At 73.7% G+C, this 16435-nt stretch carries 11 protein-coding genes; 5 read left to right on the top strand and 6 right to left on the bottom strand.

Annotated features, from left to right (window positions below; genetic code table 11):
• The first annotated feature begins 80 nt into the window (after positions 1 to 80).
• Positions 81 to 1055, top strand: coding sequence for an acyl-ACP desaturase (locus ACZ56B_RS21350; RefSeq protein ID WP_468792690.1), 975 nt, complete (start codon positions 81 to 83; stop codon positions 1053 to 1055).
• 115 nt (positions 1056 to 1170) lie between these two features.
• On the opposite strand, the gene ACZ56B_RS21345 is transcribed toward ACZ56B_RS21350, so the two are convergent.
• The 4 genes from ACZ56B_RS21345 to ACZ56B_RS21330 all read right to left on the bottom strand — a co-directional run bounded on the left by ACZ56B_RS21345 (position 1171) and on the right by ACZ56B_RS21330 (position 4774).
• Positions 1171 to 1416, bottom strand: coding sequence for a WhiB family transcriptional regulator (locus tag ACZ56B_RS21345; protein WP_468792687.1), 246 nt, complete (start codon positions 1414 to 1416; stop codon positions 1171 to 1173).
• Positions 1417 to 1590: 174 nt separating this feature from the next.
• Positions 1591 to 2385, bottom strand: coding sequence for a VOC family protein (locus tag ACZ56B_RS21340; protein ID WP_468792683.1), 795 nt, complete (start codon positions 2383 to 2385; stop codon positions 1591 to 1593).
• 170 nt (positions 2386 to 2555) lie between these two features.
• Positions 2556 to 3596 carry a LacI family DNA-binding transcriptional regulator gene (locus tag ACZ56B_RS21335; RefSeq protein ID WP_468792679.1) on the bottom strand — a complete coding sequence of 347 codons (1041 nt, stop codon included), beginning with the start codon at positions 3594 to 3596 and terminating at the stop codon, positions 2556 to 2558.
• Positions 3597 to 3733: 137 nt separating this feature from the next.
• Positions 3734 to 4774: a multicopper oxidase domain-containing protein gene (locus ACZ56B_RS21330; RefSeq protein ID WP_468792674.1), complete on the bottom strand. Its 1041-nt coding sequence runs from the start codon at positions 4772 to 4774 to the stop codon at positions 3734 to 3736.
• Positions 4775 to 4975: 201 nt separating this feature from the next.
• Here ACZ56B_RS21330 and ACZ56B_RS21325 point away from each other — a divergent pair, with 201 nt between their 5' ends.
• Together ACZ56B_RS21325 and ACZ56B_RS21320 are read left to right on the top strand one after the other, a co-directional pair.
• Entirely contained in the window at positions 4976 to 7477 is a 2502-nt protein-coding gene (locus ACZ56B_RS21325; RefSeq protein WP_468792670.1) for a ThuA domain-containing protein, read from the top strand.
• A gap of 23 nt (positions 7478 to 7500) precedes the next feature.
• Complete coding sequence (locus ACZ56B_RS21320; protein ID WP_468792812.1) at positions 7501 to 9702, top strand: OmpL47-type beta-barrel domain-containing protein; 2202 nt, start codon at positions 7501 to 7503, stop codon at positions 9700 to 9702.
• Between the two features lie 135 nt (positions 9703 to 9837).
• Here ACZ56B_RS21320 and ACZ56B_RS21315 read toward each other — a convergent pair whose 3' ends face one another.
• On the bottom strand, positions 9838 to 11028 hold the full coding sequence (locus ACZ56B_RS21315; protein ID WP_468792666.1) for a zinc-dependent alcohol dehydrogenase: 1191 nt from the start codon (positions 11026 to 11028) through the stop codon (positions 9838 to 9840).
• Between the two features lie 197 nt (positions 11029 to 11225).
• Here ACZ56B_RS21315 and ACZ56B_RS21310 point away from each other — a divergent pair, with 197 nt between their 5' ends.
• On the top strand, positions 11226 to 12224 hold the full coding sequence (locus tag ACZ56B_RS21310; RefSeq protein ID WP_468792662.1) for a DUF3048 domain-containing protein: 999 nt from the start codon (positions 11226 to 11228) through the stop codon (positions 12222 to 12224).
• 96 nt (positions 12225 to 12320) lie between these two features.
• On the opposite strand, the gene ACZ56B_RS21305 is transcribed toward ACZ56B_RS21310, so the two are convergent.
• A complete protein-coding gene (locus tag ACZ56B_RS21305; RefSeq protein WP_468792658.1) occupies positions 12321 to 15011 on the bottom strand; it encodes an ATP-binding protein in 2691 nt (896 codons plus the stop codon).
• A gap of 327 nt (positions 15012 to 15338) precedes the next feature.
• Between ACZ56B_RS21305 and ACZ56B_RS21300 the strand changes: the two genes are divergently transcribed.
• Positions 15339 to 16292: a DUF2510 domain-containing protein gene (locus ACZ56B_RS21300; RefSeq protein ID WP_468792654.1), complete on the top strand. Its 954-nt coding sequence runs from the start codon at positions 15339 to 15341 to the stop codon at positions 16290 to 16292.
• Positions 16293 to 16435: the final 143 nt, after the last annotated feature.

Here is a 16435-nt window from a genome sequence, read left to right as displayed (position 1 = left end):
GATTCGTAGCCTACGATTCCGTAGGTTCCCGGCACCGCTCGCCGGACCCGTCGTACCCGCACCGTCCCCCTGGAGTTCCCGTGACGCTCGCTTCCCCTCACCTCGGCAGCCCGTCCGTCTGGACCGACGCCCGGCTGTTGTACGCACTGGAGGAAGTGGTCGAGAAGGAACTCGACCGGCACCTGAAGGTCGCCAAGGACTGGATGCCGCACGAGTACGTGCCGTGGAGCGACGGCCGCAACTTCCCCGGCTTCTTCGAGGACGGCGAGGCCTGGGAGAAGGAGCAGTCCAAGGTCACCGAGGTGGGCCGGATCGCGCTCGTGGTGAACCTGCTGACCGAGGACAACCTGCCGAGCTACCACCACGAGATCGCCACCCTGTTCGGCCGGGACGGCGCCTGGGGCACCTGGGTGCACCGCTGGACCGCCGAGGAGGGCCGGCACGGCATCGTGATGCGGGACTACCTGCTCGCCTCGCGGGCGGTGGACCCGGACAAGCTGGAGCAGTTCCGCATGGCGCACATGAGCGAGGGCTTCGAGTCGGACAACCGGCACTCGATGCTGCACTCGGTCGCCTACGTCGCCTTCCAGGAGCTGGCCACCCGCATCTCGCACCGCAACACCGGCCACCAGTCCGGCGACCCGGTCTGCGACCGCATGCTGGCCCGCATCGCGACCGACGAGAACCTGCACATGGTCTTCTACCGCAACCTCCTGAAGGCGGCCTTCGAACTCGCCCCCGACCTGACGATGCAGGCGGTGCGCGACGTCGTCGTGAACTTCCGGATGCCCGGTCACGGCATCCCCGGCTTCGAGCGGGCCGCCGCGCAGATGGCCATCGGCGAGGTCTACAACCTGCGCATCCACCACGACGACGTGCTCCAGCCGGTGCTCCGCTTCCTGAAGATCATGGAGATCGACGGCCTCGGCCCCGAGGGCCGCAAGGCCCAGGAGGAACTCGGCGTGTTCATGGGTGGCCTGGACTCGGAGGCGCGGAAGTTCGACGAGAAGCTGGCGGCCCGCAAGGCCCGCATGGCGGCCCGCAAGGCCGGCTGAGACCGCCCCGCGGGCCACGGCCCCGCCGTGCCCGGCGGGGCCGTCCTCCCCCGCGGGGCGTCCGGCCGGGGCGGTCAGGGCCCTTCCGACGAAGGCCCGGTCCGCCAGAAGGGCCCTAACGGCTCACCCGCCGCAGTTCCAGCCGCTCCTTCTCCGACAGGCCGCCCCAGACGCCGAAGCGCATGTCGTGGGCCAGGGCGTAGTCGAGGCAGGCGGCGCGGATGGGGCACAGACCGCAGATCCGCTTGGCCTCACGGACGGAGCTGCCCGGCTCGGGGAAGAAGAAGTCCCCCCCGGTCTGCGCGCACAGCGCTTCCTCCTGCCAGGTGAGGTCGGGCGACGGAAACGTGTCGATGTGCATGGCCGAGAGCGTGCCGGGCGGTGAAAAACGTCCGCTCAACATCACGTCAACGCGGCTCGGCACCGTTCACCCGTCCGTGTCCGCACGATGGTGGCGCCCTCCGGGCGGGAAACGCACGGCGGCGCGCGGCGGGACCGCCGGATCCCGTCCGTCCCGCCGGGCCCCGGGCCGGGGTCAGGTCTGCCGCGGGTCGCCCCTGAGGACGGCGAAGCGGGCGCCGTACGGGTCCTCGAGGCGGGCCAGCCGGCCGACCCCGGCGAGGGAGGTGGCGGGCATCCGGACCCGGGCGCCCAGCTCGACGGCCCGGGCGACGGCGGCGTCCGGGTCGTCCACCCCGATGTAGGGCAGCCAGTAGGGCCGTCCGGACTCCGCCTCCGTGGGGTCGTCCGCCAGGGGGACCAGACCGCCGAACACGCCCTCCTCCCCGGTCCCGGCGGGGCTGAGGGAGGTGTAGACACCGCCGGGGAAGGTCACCGCCGAGGTCTCCCAGCCGAGCACCGCGTGGTAGAAGGCGGCGGCCCGGGCGATGTCCGGGGTGTACAGCTCGACCCAGCACAGCGAGCCGACCTCGCCGGCGGCCTCGACGCCCTTGCGGAGGGCGGGCTCCCAGACGCCGAAGGGGACGTCCGCCTGGTCGGCGAGGACCGCCGACCTGCCCTGCTCCCCCGCGGCCGCGGGCGGCACGGGCACGCCGCCCCGGGCCTGCCGGGCGGCCTGCGCCGCGGCCTGTGCGTCCGGGCTCTGGAAGTAGACGGTCCACGCGGCCGGCGTTCGTTCCGGCGGGACCCGCACCGCCCCCGCGACGATCCGGCCGGCCCGCCGGAAGAAGCCGTAGCCGCCGGCGTCGGGGCCCGCCGGCTCGTGCTCCCAGCCGAAGAGACCGCCGTAGAAGGACGTGGTGCCCTCGGGGTCGGGCGTGCCGACGTCGATCCAGCTCGGGGCGCCGTCGACGAAGCGGGTGGTGAGCATGGTGCCTCCTGCGGAAGGGCCCGTCGCCTGCTCCGCCGAGTCTTCCACCGTCTGCCGGTGATCCGTCGCCCCTGTGCCGTCGGAGCACCTGGACGGGCGTGTCCGGACCGCCGCGCGCGGGTGCGGCCGGACGGGTCCGCGGCGTGCGCCGGGCCCCGTGCCGCCGGGCCTCACGCGGAGGCGCGCCGCACCAGGGTCGTCGGCAGGATCACGCCGGAGGGGGTGCCGCCCACGCTCTCGGGTGCGGTCGTGGTGCGGTCGAGGTCGCGCAGAAGCAGGCGGGCCATCAGGCGGCCCATCTCCTCGATGTCCTGGCGGACCGTGGTGAGCGGCGGGTCGGTCTGCTCGGCGATCGGCAGCATGTCGTCGAAGCCGACGACCGCCACGTCGTCCGGCACCCGCCGCCCGTGCTCGCGCAGCACGCGCAGGGCGCCCGCCGCCATGAGGTCGTTGGCGGCGAACACCGCGTCCAGGTCGGGGCAGCGCCCGAGGAGTTCCCGCATCGCCCGCTCGCCCGCGGCCGGGGTGAAGTCGCCCTCCACGACCAGGCGCGGGTCGGCGTCGGCCACGGCGTCCCGGAAGCCGTCGAGCCGGTCCGCCGCGGAGGTCTGGTCGAGGGCGCCGGTGATGTGCGCGACGCGGCTGCGGCCGAGGCCGAGCAGATGCCGTACGGCGTCCCGGGCGCCGCCCCGGTTGTCGCTGTCGACGTAGACCACGCCCTTCCGGCCGCCGTTCCAGTCGGGCCGGCCGCCGAACACCGTCGGCAGCCCGGCGCGCTGGATCAGTTCCGGCAGCGGGTCGTCGACGTGCAGCGAGAACACCAGCGCGCCGTCGACGTGGCCGCCGGCCAGGTAGCGCCCCACCCGCGCGTGGTCGTCCCGGTCCTCGGTGAGCAGCAGCACGAGCTGGTTGTCGTGGGCCGTCAGCTCCTTGCTGATGCCGCGCAGCTGGCGGGCGAAGAAGGGGTCGGCGAAGACGCGGGTCTCCGGTTCGGCCACGATGACGGCGACGGCGTCGTGCCGTTTCGTCACCAGGCTGCGGGCGGCCTGGTTGGGCACGTATCCGAGTTCCTCCACGGCCTGCCTGACCCGCTCGGCCAGGGGCTCCCTGACCCCGTCGGAGCCGTTGACCACGCGGGAGACGGTGGCCCGCGAGACCCCGGCCCTCGCGGCCACGGCCTCCAGCGTGGGACGCGGCACTGTCTCGGTCACCTCGGGGCTCCTCACCTGCGGATGCGGGACAGGATAGCCCCGCGCCCGGAGGAGGGGAGAGTGCTCCTGGATCACTCGGGCGGGTTCGCCGGACCGTTCGGCGGGCCCGGGGGCCGCTCGCGCCGAGGGACGTGCCGTCAGTGCGCGTGTTCCTCCGGACGGTCGCTCGTCCCGGTCCTCCCGGCCTTCCCGCTCTTCCCGGCCTCCCCTGCCTTCCCGGAGGCCGCGCCGTGGTGGTGTCCGTGCGGATCGTGGCCCGGGATCGTGCCGTCCGGCTTCTTGACCAGGAACAGGCCGACCATCCCCATGTCGGAGTGGCTCTGGACGTGGCAGTGGTACATCCAGGCGCCCGCCCCCACCCCCTCCCCCGCGATCACCTGGAAGCCGAAGGAGTCCGCCGGGCCGCAGATCTTGTTGTCGATGACCTGGCTCGGGTCGTCGGGGCCGGTGAGCATGCCGGTGCGGTTGTCGGCCCAGCGGTGACCGTGCAGGTGGAAGGTGTGGTAGTACTCGCCGTGCGTGATCACGACGAATTCGACGCGGTCGCCCACGGTCGCCTCGAAGTCCGGGCCGGTGTGGGCCGGTCTGTTGTTGATCGTCATGTCGTTGAAGACGACCGTGTGCGTCCGGTCGGGCAGGACGTCTCCCTTGCGGCGCACGATCACCGGGCCGTAGAGGCCGTTGCGGATGCCTCCCGTGCCGTGCTCCGTGCCGACCACGTGGTCGTGGTAGTGCCAGTAGCCGGCGCTGCCCGCCCGCCAGGTGCCGTCCGCCCGCCGGCCCGGGGCGTGGGTGCGCCAGGTGTAGGTGCGGGTGCCGCCCGGCTCGACGTCGCTCCTGTTCTGCTTGGTGCCGTCGCTGGAGATCTCGTAGTCCAGGCCGTGGACGTGCAGGCTCACGGGTACGTCCATGGTGTTCTCGAACTCGACGTGCAGCGTGTCGCCCTCGTTGAGCTCGATGAGGGGGCCGGGTATCGAGGCCTTGCCCTTCTCCAGGCCGTAGCCCATCCGCCCGCCGCTCAGCCGCTCGGCGTACATCTTGATGCGCCGCACCTCGCCCCCGGCGGGCGCGGTCCTCGCCGGTCCGGCGGCGCTCGCGGCCTCGGGTGCGAGGGACAACGATGTCGCGACGGCCGCACCGCCCAGCAGCACCCGCCGGTTGAAGCCGCGTCTGTCCATGCCGAACTCCCCACGTGGCTGTCATGAACCTGTGAAACCGTAGCGGCCCTCCGAGGGTTTCTCCACACTCAGGACAAAGTTCGTTTCATTGCGGCCATTGGTATTGGCGTGTGACGCAAAGGGGTCTAGCGTCCTTGACGCTGTTGCCGCGACCGAGGAGGGGTGGGTGGCCACATGCGGCTCACACCGCGTCAAGAACCCATGCACTTACGGAGACCGAGCAGAAGGAGCACCGGGGCAGCCGGAGCGGGGCGGCGGTCCTGGGCGGTCGGCGCCGCCGTCGGGATCGTCGCCGCCGGGCTGCTGTCGGCGCCGGCCGCCAGCGCGCGCCCGGACCGGGATCCATCCCTGACAACGATGTCCGTCAAGTCGCCCCCGGGCGGCGCGAACGTACGCGTGCTGCTGTTCCACGGCTCGGCGGCGGGCGGCGAGGAGTCCCCGCTCGTGAACGCGGGGATCGCGGCGATCGAGAGGATCGGCCTGTCCGGCCCGGAGAACCAGCGGTTCAAGGTCACCGCCACCGACGACGCCTCGGTCTTCACCGACGGCGAGAAGCTGGGGCGCTTCAACACGGTCGTGTTCCTGACCGGCGGCGGGGACGTCCTCGACCCGGACCAGGAGGCGGGCCTGGAGGCGTACATGGAGGCCGGCGGCGGTTTCGTCGGCCTCCACGACGCGGCCCGCGCGGAGCCCTACTCGGACTGGTTCACCGGCCTCATCGGCGCCCGCCCGGCCGCGTCGAGCCCCGGGAAGGCGCAGCGGGCCACCGTCGAGGTGGGCGACCGGCGGCACCCGGCGACCAAGGGCCTGCCCCTGGAGTGGAAGCGGCCCGACAAGTGGCTGAACTGGGTGAAGAACCCGTCCGGCGAGGTGCACACCGTGGCCCGGGTGCGCGAGTCGACCTATCAGCCGGGGACGGGGGCCAACGGCTGGGACCACCCGGTCAGCTGGTGCCGTGACTACGACGGCGGCCGCTCCTTCTACACCGGGATGGGCGGCACGGTGTCGTCGTACGACGAGACCGACTTCCGCGAGCACCTGCGCGGCGCCCTGCTGTGGACCACCCGGCTCGTGCAGGCCGACTGCAAGGCGACGATCACCGGCAACTACAAGGCGGAGCGCCTGACCCGGCCCAACCAGCCGGGGCAGAACGACCAGATCGGCGAACCGCACGGCCTGGTCACCGCCCCCGACGGCCGGGTCTTCTACATCGGCCGCGGCGGCACCGACTCCTCCCTGCCGGTGGTCACCGACTGGAACGACCCCGACATCGGCAAGGGCAGGGGCGAGATCCACGTCTACGACCCGAGGACCGGGAAGGTCACCCTCGCCGGGGCGCTCACCGTCTTCGGCAACAAGGGCGGAGGCGACGAGCTGACCAAGGTCGAGGAGGGGCTGCTCGGCATCGAGCTGGACCCGGACTTCGAGCGGAACGGCTGGGTGTACCTGCACTACACGCCGCACTCGGAGATCGACCGCGACAGGCACATGGGCGAACGGCGCGTCTCCCGCTTCACGTTCGACCGGGCCACCGACAAGCTGGACCCGGGCAGCGAGAAGGTGCTGCTGAAGTGGCCGGTGCAGATCCACAGCTGCTGCCACGCGGGCGGCGGGATGGCCTGGGATTCGAAGGGCAACCTGTACATCGCCACCGGTGACACCAACTCCAGCGGCTTCAGCGGCGGTTACTCGGGCAACAACCCCGAGCCGAACTTCAAGGGCGTCTCCTTCGCGGACGCGCGCCGCACGGCCGGCAACACCAACGACCTCAACGGCAAGATCCTGCGCATCCACCCGGAGCCGGACGGCACCTACACCCTCCCCGAGGGCAACCTGTTCACCGGGAAGGAGACCGCCGAGGGCGGCGGGAAGACGCGCGGCGAGATCTACGTGATGGGCGTGCGCAACCCCGCGCGCATCTTCGTCGACAAGACGACCGACATCCTCTACGCGGGCTGGGTCGGCCCGGACGCCGGGCAGCCGTCGACGACCTGGGGCCCGGCGAAGTACGACACGTTCGCCGTGATCACGAAGGCGTCCAACCGGGGCTGGCCGTACTGCATGGGCAACAAGCAGCCCTACCGGGACCGGAACCTCCCCGACCCGTCCAAGCCGCTGGGCTGGTACGACTGCGACCGCCCGAAGAACGAGTCGCCGAACAACGACGGCCTGGTCAACCTGCCGCCGGTGACCGGCAACAACATCTGGTACTCGCCGCAGGGCGGCGGCCCGGACTTCCCCCGCGACGCCGCCGGCGTCCCGTCGTACAAGGCGGAGGAGGCCACCCACCGGCTGCCCTGGCTCAAGGGCGGCGGCCAGGCCGCGATGAACGGACCGGTCTACCGCTACGACGAGGCGAGCACCAGCGGGACCAAGTGGCCGGCCTACTGGGACGGCAAGTGGTTCGTCGGCGACTTCTACGACGCCGACCAGCCGCGCAACGCGGTGCTCATGGATCCGAGGACGCAAGGGGACGGCGGTCTGCCGGTGCACTCGGAGTCGCTGAAGAAGATCGTGCCGATCGGCAACGACGGCATCAAGAACCTGATGGACTGGAAGTTCGGTCCGGACGGGGCGCTGTACCTCCTCGACTACGGCCGGGGCTTCTTCACCTCCGACTCCAGGTCCGCGCTGTGGCGGGTCACCTACACGGGCGGCGGGCCGACCCCGGCCGCCGGTCAGCTGGCGCGGAAGGCCGGGTGAGGGCAGTGACACGGCAACGAAGAATGTGGGCCGCCCTGCTGGCCGCCCTGCTCGTGGTGCTCGGGCTGCAGACCGCCTCCGCGGCCGACCGCGCCGGAGCCGGCGCCGGGGCCACCGGTGCCGGGGCGGCGGACCAGGTGCTCACCTGGACCGCCGGGAACGACATCGACAGGTACCTGTCGGCACCGGCGACGGCGACGGCGGGACCGGCGACGATCGTCTTCGAGAACAGCGCGGCCACCGGCAACACCACCGGCATGCCGCACACGCTGACGTTCATGACGTCGGACCCCGAGTACAACGGCGACGTCCAGCTGAACATCCTGGCCAACCCGGGCGACGCCCAGGGCGGCCGGCACACCGCCGAGGTCGTGCTCACCCCGGGCCGCTACCTCTACTACTGCACGATCCCCGGCCACGGCCAGATGCGGGGCGTCCTGACGGTGACCGAGGGCGGCGGCGAGGACACCACGGCGCCCGAGACGACGGCGGAGGTGACCGGCACGCGGAACGCCGAGGGCCAGTACGTCGGTTCGGCGAGCGTCACCGTCGAGGCCGCCGACACCGGCTCGGGCGTCGACCGGATCGAGTACGCGATCGGCGCCGACGACGCCTGGCAGCCGTACACCGCGCCGGTCGTGGTCGACCGGGTCGGCACGCACACGGTGCGCTACCGCGCCCTGGACAAGGCGGGCAACGTCTCGGCCGAGAAGAGCGTGGAGTTCACCGTCGTCGCCCCGCCGTCGGACGACACCGCGCCGCCGGACACCTCGGCGACGGTGGACGGCGAACGCGACGGCGACGGTGCCTACGTCGACATGGCGACGGTCACCGTCACCGCGTCCGACACCGGCTCCGGCGTCAACACCATCGAGTACGCGATCGGCGCCGACGGCGCCTGGCAGCCGTACACCGGGCCGGTGATGGTGCACCGGGTCGGCACGCACACCGTGCGCTACCGGGCCACCGACCGGGCGGGCAACGTCTCGGCCGAGAAGAGCGTGGAGTTCACCGTCGTCGCCGCTCCCCCGCAGGACACCGTCCCGCCGGTGACGGGTGCGACCGTCACCGGCACGAGGAACTCCGACGGCGCCTACGTCGGCAGCGCCCGGGTGACCGTCAGCGCCACCGACGAGGGCGGGTCCGGCGTCGCCGGGATCGAGTACTCCCTCGACGGCGGCCCCTACCTGGCGTACACGCGGCCGGTGGTCGTCGACCGGGCGGGCCGGCACACCGTGGCCTACCGGGCGAGCGACGAGGCGGGCAACACCTCCGAGGCGCTCACGGTGAGCTTCACGGTCGTGGCGGGCGGGGGCGTCCCCGCGCCCGACTGCCCGGAGTACGACGAGCGGTTGACGGTGATCGTCGGCACGGTCGACTCCGGGGTGCCCAACCGGGTCACCGACAACCGGTGCCGGATCGGCGAGCTGATCGAGGACGAGAAGGAGTGGACCTCGCAGGCGCTGTTCCTCAAGCACGTGAAGGCCGTCCTGGACCGGCTGCGGAAGGAAGGGGTCGTCGACCAGCGGGAGTACCGGGCCGTCAACCGGGCCGCCCGCCAGTCCGGCATCGGCGAGCCCGGCCGGACCGAGGGCTACCGCACGATCCTCGACGGCAGCCCGGAGTCGTTCGCCCGGTGGCAGCACGTGGGCGGCGGTTCGTTCGCGCTGAACCCGGACGGGTCGATCACCTCCGGCACCACCAGGGGCGGGCTCGGCATGCTGTGGTTCCCCGAGCGCACGTACGGCGACTTCTCGCTGAAGCTCCAGTGGCGGGACGACGCGCCGGGCGCCGGCAACGCCAACTCCGGTGTGCTCGTGCGGTTCCCGCAGGTCCACGACCACCCGGAGGAGCCGCGTCCGGAGTGGGTCGCCATCAAGTACGGGCACGAGGTGCAGGTGTTCGACTCCCCCGCCGGCGACATGTACAAGACGGGGTCGGTCTACGGCTTCGACCGCGTGGGCCTGGCCGGCGCGGGCGTGACGCAGAAGGGCACCTGGAACGACTACGAGATCCGCGTGGTGGACCAGCACTACTCGGTCTACCGCAACGGCGTGCTGATCAACGAGTTCGACAATACCGGCGGCCAGGACTTCTCCCCGCCGCGCTCGGACGACCCGGGCACGGACGGGCGGCGGTACGCCTCCGGCTACATCGGGCTGCAGGTGCACGGCACGGCCGACGTGGTCTCGTACCGGGACGTCCGGATCAAGGAGCTGCCCTGACGCCTTCGACACCCCCGGCACCGCCCTGACGCGGTGACGACCGGGCGGCCGGCGGCCGCCCGGTCCGGTCGTTCCCGCCCGGGTCCTCCCGGCGCCCGCGGGCCCGGCGGGGCCCGGGCCCGGTTCCGGGACCGGTCACGGCTTCATGATCACCTTGACCGCGCCGTCCTTCTTGCGCTGGAACATGTCGTAGGCCTGCGGCGCCTCGGACAGGGGCACGCGGTGCGTGGCGAAGTCGTCGACGCCGAGGGGGTCCTCGTCGGTGAGGTAGGGGATGATCTCGTCGCTCCAGCGGCGGACGTTCGCCTGCCCCATGCGCAGCTGGATCTGCTTGTCGAACAGGGTGAGCATGGGCAGCGGGTCGGCCATGCCGCCGTAGACGCCGGACAGCGAGATGGTGCCGCCGCGCCGCACCAGCTCGATGGCGGTGTAGAGGGCGGCGAGCCGGTCGACGCTGAAGCGCTCCGCCATGGGACCGCTCAGCTTGCGGGGCAGCAGCGCCGAGGCGTTCTGCACCATGCGGGCCGCCGCGCTGCCGTGCGCCTCGGTGCCGACGGCGTCGATCACGGCGTCGGGGCCGCGGCCGTCGGTCTGGTCGCGGATCGCCTCGACGAGTTCCTTCTCGTCGTCGAAGGACCTCAGGTCGAAGGTCTCCACGCCCCGCTCCTTCGCCCGGCGCAGCCGCTCCGGGACCAGATCGACGCCGAAGACGCGGCCGGCGCCCTGGACCTGGGCGACCCGGCAGGCCATGTCGCCGATCGGGCCGAGGCCGAGCACGGCGACGCTGCCGCCCTTGGGGATCCCCGCGTAGGCCACCGCCTGCCAGGCGGTGGGCAGCACGTCGGACAGGTAGAGGAACCGGTCGTCGGCCGGCCCCTCCGGGACCTTGATCGGGCCGTACTGCGCCTGCGGGACCCGCAGGTACTCCGCCTGGCAGCCCGGGACGGCGCCGTAGAGGCGGGTGTAGCCGAACAGGGCCGCACCCATGCCCTCGGAGCTGACCTGGGTGGTCTCGCACTGGGTGGGCAGTCCGGTCAGGCACATCCAGCAGTTGCCGCAGGCGATCTGGAAGGGCACCACGACCCGGTCGCCCACCTGGAGGTCCGGCACTCCGGCGCCGACCTCCTCGACGATGCCCATCGGCTCGTGCCCGAGGATGTCGCCCGGGGTCATGAACGGGGTGAGCACCTCGTACAGGTGCAGGTCGGATCCGCACAGTCCGGCGGAGGTGACGCGGATGATCGCGTCCGTCGGCTCCTCGATCCGGGGATCGGGCACGTCCTCCACCCGCACGTCCCGCTTGCCCTGCCAGGTCACTGCCTTCATCTCCGCCCGCTCCCTCCGTCGTGGCCGGTGTGTCGCTGCCGCGGTGGGCCCCGGGTACCCGAGCGGCCGCGGCCCCAATCGCGCGGCGATTGCGCCGATCGGTCCCCATCGCCGCGCGTCGCCCCCAGGAAGCGGATATGTCCACGGACCATCACACGAGCGCATAATCGAGACAATCCAGGACACGGGCAGGCACGGTGGCGACGGTGGGCACGGGACGAGGGGCACGGACGCGGCGCGGCGCGGCGGCGAGGGCACTGCTGGCCGCCGTACTGGCGGCCGGTCTGGCGGCGGGCTGCACGGAGTCCGGCGGCCCGGCCGACGACGGGCGCGGCGCGGACCGGCCGTCCTCGCGGGAGGCGCGGCCGAACGGGACGGACGCTCCCCCGCCGCTCGCGGTGAAGATCGACAACGCCCTCACCGCCCGCCCCCACACGGGCGTGGAGGCGGCGGACGTGGTGTACGTCGAGCAGGTCGAGGGCGGGCTGAGCCGGCTGATGGCGGTGTACGCCACCCGGTTGCCGGAGTCCGTCGGTCCCGTGCGCAGCGCCCGCGAGTCCGATCTGGAGCTGCTGCGCCAGTTCGACCGGCCGGTGCTGGCCTTCTCCGGGGCGCACAGCAGGCTCCTGCCGGTGATCGACCGGGCGCCGCTGGAGGCGGTGACGCCGGCGTCGTCGCCCGGCGCCTTCGTCCGGGCCCCGGAGCGCGCCGCCCCGCACGACCTGTACCTGCGGCCGGACCGGCTCCTGGACGCCCCGCCCGGCCCGGCCGCCCTGACCACCGGCTTCCGCTTCGGCCCGCCCCCCGCGGGCGGCGAACCGGAGGACGAGTTCACGGTGCGCCACCCGGCGGCCCGCTACACCTTCACCTGGTCGGACGCGGACGACCGCTGGCTGGTCTCGATGGACGGCGCCCCCGCGACCACCACGGAGGGCGGCCGGCTGGCGCCGGCGACCGTGGTCGTGCAGTACGTGACCGTGCGGTCCTCCGACTACCGGGACTTCCGCGGCAACACCACCCCGTACACCGAGACGGTGGGTTCCGGGAAGGCCACCGTGCTGCGCGACGGCCGCGCGTACGAGGCGGACTGGAGCCGCCCGGCCGCCGAGGACGGCACCGCGTTCACCACCGGGGACGGCGGGCGGATGACCTTCGCCCGCGGCCAGGTGTGGGTGGTGTACGCGCAGGCCCCCTGACGGGCCGGGACCGGCCCGTTCCGTCCGATCCGCTCGGTGCGGTGCGGGCCGGGGCCCGGCGGGGCCGCGCGGCCCCGCGGCTCCCGTCGCCGCGGCTCACCGAGACGCCACGCGTCCGGCGCCCGTCTCCAGTTCGGCCAGCGCGCGGGCCGCCAGGCCGTCCGCGCCGCAGGAACGCGCCAGCGCGAGGCCCCGTTCGAGGTCCGGTGCGGAGCGGGCGAGGACGCCGTACTCGACGCGGGCCGCGGCGTGCTCGTACTGGCAGGGCGACGACTCCAGGCAGTCGGCCGCCCGGGCGGCCAGGCGGACCGCGCGCCGGCCGGTCTCCAGGGCGGCGGCCAGGCGCAGGGCCTCTCCCACGGCGGTGTCCGTGCCGAAGCGCTCGGCCCGCCGGCGGACGTCGACGGCGAGCCGGGCGGCACGGGCGGGGTCCTCGGTGGCGAGGGCGCGGGCGAGGTCGGCGGCCCCGAACACGTGGACCGGGTTGTGGTGGCCGCGGGCGGCCGCCGCCTTCTGGGCCGCCTCCAGTTCGTCGACGCCCTCCCGGATGCGGCCGGCGGCGAGCAGCAGCCGGCCGCGCACGGAGCGCAGGTCGGGCAGGACGACGGTGGACGGGTAGGGCGGTGCGAAGCCGTGCCGTTCGGCCACCGCCCAGGCCTCGTCGACGTGGCCGCGGGCGAGCAGGGTGTCGACGAGGTTGCTGGTCACCGTCCAGTAGAGGGGCAGCCCGCGGCCGACGCGTTCGGCGAGGTCCAGGGACCTGCGCAGCGACTGCTCCGCGGCCTCCAGCCGGCCCCGCCTGCGGTGCGCGAGACCCACGTAGGCGTGGGCCAGGACGAGGTGGCCGCCGCTCCAGCCGGCGGTCTCGTAGGCGCGCAGGGCCTCGGTGCAGAGGCTCTCCGCGCGGTCGAGGCGGTCGGTGTAGGCGTAGGCGCTGGTGAGCATGAGCAGCAGCTCGACGCCCCACTCGGAGTCGGTCCAGCCGAGACCGGGGGCGAGCCGGCCGTTGACGAGGGCGCGGTCGCAGAACTCGACGACCTCCTCGGCGTTCTCGCCGCGCATCATGGCGTCGAAACCGCGCAGGATGAGCAGCGCGCGTTCGGAGTTGTCCCGGCCCGTGCAGGTGGCGGCGAGTTCGGCCAGGCGCTCGGAGCGGCCGGGGGAGGTGGTCTCACCGGCGTGGATGCCCTCCCACATGAACTGCACGGCCCGCAGCCGCAGGTGGGCGGGGCCGGAGCCGAGCCGGGCGGCCTCCGCCTCGACGGTGCGGACGGCCTCCTCCATCTGGTCGTTGTGCAGGAGCGCCTGGGAGAGCCGGACCACGGCGTCCACCCGCCGCTCGCCGTCGAGGCCGGGCATGCCGAGCGCGGTCCGCAGGTGGCCGATGGTCCGGGCCGGGGCGGTGAGGAAGGTGGCGCGGCCCAGTTCGTAGAGCACCTGTGCGTGAACCTCGGGGCGCGGCGGTTCCTCCAGGGCGCGTTCGAGGCAGCGGCGGGCGGCGTCCGGGGCGCCGACGGCGAGGTGTTCGCGGGCGGCGTCGCGCAGTTGCCCGACGAGTTCCTCGTCGTCGTCCGGATGCACTTCGAGGAGGTGCCGGGCGGCCGCCGCGGCGCCGCGCCCGGAGTCGGTGACGATCCGGGCGGCTATGCCGTGCATGGCGCGGCGCAGGGCGTCGGGGATGGAGTTGTAGACGGCGGTGGCGATCAGCGGGTGGACGAACTCGAGGTCCTCGGGCCCGGTGCGGCCCGTGGCGGGGTCCGAGGTGGTGAGGATGCGGGCGGTGCGCAGGAGTTCGGCGCAGCGGACGGCGTCGTCGTGGTCGAGGGTGGCGAGCCGGGCCACCAGGCCGACGGTGATGTCGGAGCCGAGGATGGCGGCGGCCCAGGCGAACCGGGTGGCGTCTATGCCGAGCTGCTCGAGGCGGGCGACGAGGCCGCCGCCTCGGGCGGAGCGGTTGAGGTCGCGCAGCGCGCCGGCGTGGGCCTCGACGGGCTCGAGTCCGCTGTCCTGGACCTTGGCGAGCAGTTCGACGGTCTCGTAGGGGTTGCCGCCGGTGACGGCCCACACCTCGCGGCAGAACGCGGCGTCGGCGTCCTCGCCCAGCGTGGCGCGGGTGAGCCCGGCCGCGGCGGCCGGGGTGAGGGCGCTCAGCGTGGTGACGGGGAGGTCGGCCGCGGCGGCGACGGCGTCCAGGTGGCGGGCGCTCGCGCCGGAGACGTCACCGGGCCGGCGGGCGACCACGACGAGGACGGGCAGGTCCGCCAGGCGCCGGGCGAAGGAGGCGAGCCAGTACAGGGTCTCCTGGTCGGCCCAGTGGGCGTCGTCGATCAGCAGCACCAGCGGCCAGTCCCGGCGGGCGAGCCGGCGCACGACGGCGACCAGCCCCTCGCACACGCTCTGCGGATCGGCGTGCCGGTCACCGGGCACCGCCACGCCGAGGGCGGGGCCGGCGATGTCGTACCGGTCGCCGAGGTACTCGCGGGCCTCCTCCGGCAGCATCGACACGAGGGCGGGCTGGAGGAGTTGGCGCAGGACGTTGAAGGGGACGGAGCGCAGGGTCTCGCCGCCGCGGGCGGACCACACGGTGCAGCCGCGCTCCTCGGCGATGCGCCGGGCCTCGGCCAGCAGCGCGGTCTTGCCGAGACCCGACTCACCGCGGAGCACCAGCAGGCTGCCGGGCGAGGAACGGTCCGCACACAGGGTGTCGACCGCCCGCGCGAGGACGGCGATCTCCTCGTCGCGCTCCCACAGGGAAGCCGAGGCGGCCGTGGGCCGTCCCTCCGTCATCCCGCTACCTCCCCAGTCGCCCGAACGACGTACAAGGCTCGAGCGTAGTCCTCCCGCCGCCCCGGTGGTGGCCGGTCGGGGCAGCTGTTGCCGTGAGGGGTGACTCCGGCGGCGAGGGGACGACGCGTTTCGCCCTCCACCTGGGGATCCGCGGTCAACACCCGTGGAGGGGAGGGGAGATGACGAGCAGGGAGCGGGCGCGGGGCACGGTGGCGGTGCGGTCGGCGCGCCGGGGAGGACGGCGCCGCCGGGCGCTCCGCGCGGGCCGCGGGGCCCCTGACGGATCCCTCTCATCCGGCTTTCACCGATGCCTCATACGGTGGGGGCATGACGCAGGTGACTCCCCCCGGGTGGTACCCCGACCCCGGGCAGCAGAATGACGGACCGCCCACCGAGCGCTGGTGGGACGGCAGCGCCTGGACGGACCGGGTCCGTCCGGCGGGGACGGCCGCCGGCTGGGGTCCCCCGGTGCCGGGCGGCGCGGCCGGGACGCCTCCGGCCCACCCGGCGTATCCGGTGCATCCCGCGCATCCGGCGTACCCGGCACATCCCGCGCAGGCGCCGTCCGGCCGGGGACGCGGTGTGCGGATCGCGACGGCCGCCGCCGTGGCCGTCGCCCTGCTGGCGAGCATCGGGGTCGGCGTGTACGCGCTGACCGACGACGGCCGGGGCGGCTCCGCGACCGCCCAGCGGCCGGACGGACGGGACGGCGGCGGGAGCCCGGGGCCGGACGCGTCCGAGCCGCCGCGGATCGAGAGCGGGTCGGTGACCGACGCGCTGAGCGGGATCAGCCTGCCCGTCCCGGACGGCTGGTACGGCCAGGAACTCCCGGTGGGCGCCCAGGTGATGTCGAAGAAGGCGTACGACTGCCCCGGCAACACCTCCAAGTCCTGCACCAAGGGCGGGGCGTACTCGGCTCCGGCCCGGGCCCTGGGCACCCGCGGCTCCACCGCCGAGGAGGTCGCCAAGGCGGACATCACCGCGAACGCCGAGGAGTCCTACGGCGGCGACGCCTACGGAAGGATCACCTCGCACGAGGTGCTCGCGTCCAGGGCGGTGACCGTGGCCGGGCAGAAGGGGTACCTGGTGCGCTGGAAGGCGGTCACCGACAAGGGCTCCGACGGGTACGTCCAGTCGCTGGCCTTCCCCTCCCCCGCGCAGCCGCGGCAGATCGTCGTGGTCCGCTTCGGCGTGGACACCGATCAGACCCAGTCCCTCCTCGACGAGATCACCGAGGGCATCGAGGCGTCGTCGGGCGGCGGCAGCGGGCGGGACGTCTGATCCGCGACCCGCGACGGCCGGGTGGTGCGCCCCTCCGCTCGAGGAGCGCACCAACCGGACGGGTGGTGTGCGCCGCCACCGCCCCCCCGGTGCGGAGCGGGCGGGTCGCCGCACGGTTTGCCCGTGGGGGGGGGGACAGGGTT

The organism is Streptomyces sp. NPDC034670, from assembly GCF_055574875.1.
The sequence above is the reverse complement of the archived record's forward strand: the minus strand, read 5'-3'. Positions and strand labels throughout refer to the sequence as shown.